Source organism: Litchfieldia stipae (assembly GCF_014837155.1).
In the GTDB taxonomy this organism is placed as follows: Bacteria; Bacillota; Bacilli; order Bacillales; family Bacillaceae_L; genus Litchfieldia.
The window spans coordinates 1-798 of sequence record NZ_JACYHA010000060.1; the positions used below are offsets into that span (position 1 = coordinate 1).

Here is a 798-nt window from a genome sequence, read left to right on the forward strand (position 1 = left end):
GAAAGAATAAATTGGTTTAGTTGGAACGCCGTATGCGGTGAAAGTCGCACGTACGGTGTGAACAGGGGGAAAAGGGAGCGATAATTTCAAACCCTTACCTATCTGTATGAATAAATACTTTGAAATTTTATGTGAATTAACTATTATTGGAAATATTAGCATTATTTTATTGGAGGAGATTTGTTGGATAGTGAGTTAAAAATTACAAATCAATGGAATGAAGATGAAGCATTATATATTAGGAAAAAGCTAGTTGAATTTAATCGAAATAATTTATCTAAGAATGATATAACTTTTAATGATGAAAAGTTTAGCCTAGTATTAAAAGATAAAGAAGAGTGTATATTTGGCGGTATTACAGGGCACCTTCATTTTCAGTGCTTACATATTGAAATCTTATGGGTTGATGAGAAATTAAGAGGACAAGGTTACGGTATAGAACTGTTAAAAATGGCAGAAAACCTAGCTAAGGTTAAAAAGTGTAGGTTAATTAAGTTAGACACTTTCAGCTTCCAGGCTCCTGACTTTTATGAAAAAATGGGATATGAAATTTATGGTAAAGTTGAGGGTTATCCTGAAGGATATAATCAATATTTATTGTTAAAAAGATTAAAAGTATGAAATTGTATTCATTTTCCTAGAATTACATTATTTAATGATGCTCTTTACTGGTTAAATTCCGTATAAATATAAATGTCAACACAAATATGTACACTTTTGCTTGTATAACGATGTACAAAATCACTCGTTTTCTTTCACTAGATGATCTTTCAAACGATAAGATTGTCCGACCATTGT

General features: G+C 30.5%; 1 protein-coding gene. It reads left to right on the forward strand.

Annotated elements, in window-relative coordinates:
* Nucleotides 1-183: 183 nt before the first annotated feature.
* Nucleotides 184-621 (forward strand): GNAT family N-acetyltransferase, encoded by a 438-nt coding sequence (locus F7888_RS22270; protein WP_191783588.1) that lies wholly within the window; start codon nucleotides 184-186, stop codon nucleotides 619-621.
* Nucleotides 622-798: the final 177 nt, after the last annotated feature.